This window comes from Curtobacterium sp. MCBA15_016, from assembly GCF_001865105.1.
Classification (GTDB): domain Bacteria; phylum Actinomycetota; class Actinomycetes; order Actinomycetales; family Microbacteriaceae; genus Curtobacterium.
This window is the reverse complement of record NZ_MJGR01000031.1, coordinates 1,938-2,607: the sequence shown is the minus strand read 5'-3', so window position 1 is coordinate 2,607 and position 670 is coordinate 1,938. Positions and strand designations below refer to the sequence as shown.

Here is a 670-nt window from a genome sequence, read left to right as displayed (position 1 = left end):
CGACGGGCGGCCGCCCGTCGTCGAGACCGTACGTCCGCCGCCGCGCTCGACCGAGAGCCGAAGGTCCCTGCGCGGGTCGGATCGCCGACCACCCGCGACCGTCGGCTCGGGAGGGCGTCGCTCCGCGGGACGTTCGGCCCTGCTCGACCGCGCCCTCGCCGGTTAGCGTCGCCTCGCGCGCTGATCGCGCGCAGACCGCACGCCGCGTGCGCGCGGTCCCGGAGGAGCAGGAGAACACCATGTCCGTCGAACGGATCCTCGTCGGTCTCGACGCGTCCCAGGCCAGCTGGACGGCACTGCGGTGGACGGCGAAGCGCGCCGCCGAGAGCCCGGCGCGGGTCCGGATCGTGCACGCGCTCGAGGCGGCCGACACCGAGGTCCTCGTCGTGCGCGAGCGCCTCGCCGAGGCCGCGGCGTTCGTCCGCGGCACCGCCCCGGGAACCGTCGTCGAGACCTCCGTCGCACGCGGCTTCGCCGCCGACGCGCTCGTGGACGACACGGCCGACGCGGACCTCCTCGTCATCGGGGCGCACCGGTCGCGCAGGGTCCGCTCCGCGCTGACGGGGTCGCTCCCGGAGCGCATCGCGACCAGGGCACCCGTGCCCACCGTCGTCGTACCGGACGACTGGAGCCCGGGCAGCGGTCCGGTCGTCGTCGGCATCGACGCCGA

1 protein-coding gene is annotated in these 670 nt (G+C 76.3%); it reads left to right on the top strand.

Annotation, left to right across the window (positions count from 1 at the left end):
- Window positions 1-239 precede the first annotated feature (239 nt).
- Window positions 240-670 (top strand): universal stress protein (locus tag BIV03_RS12870; protein ID WP_139201966.1); only part of this gene is annotated, 431 nt, incomplete at its 3' end.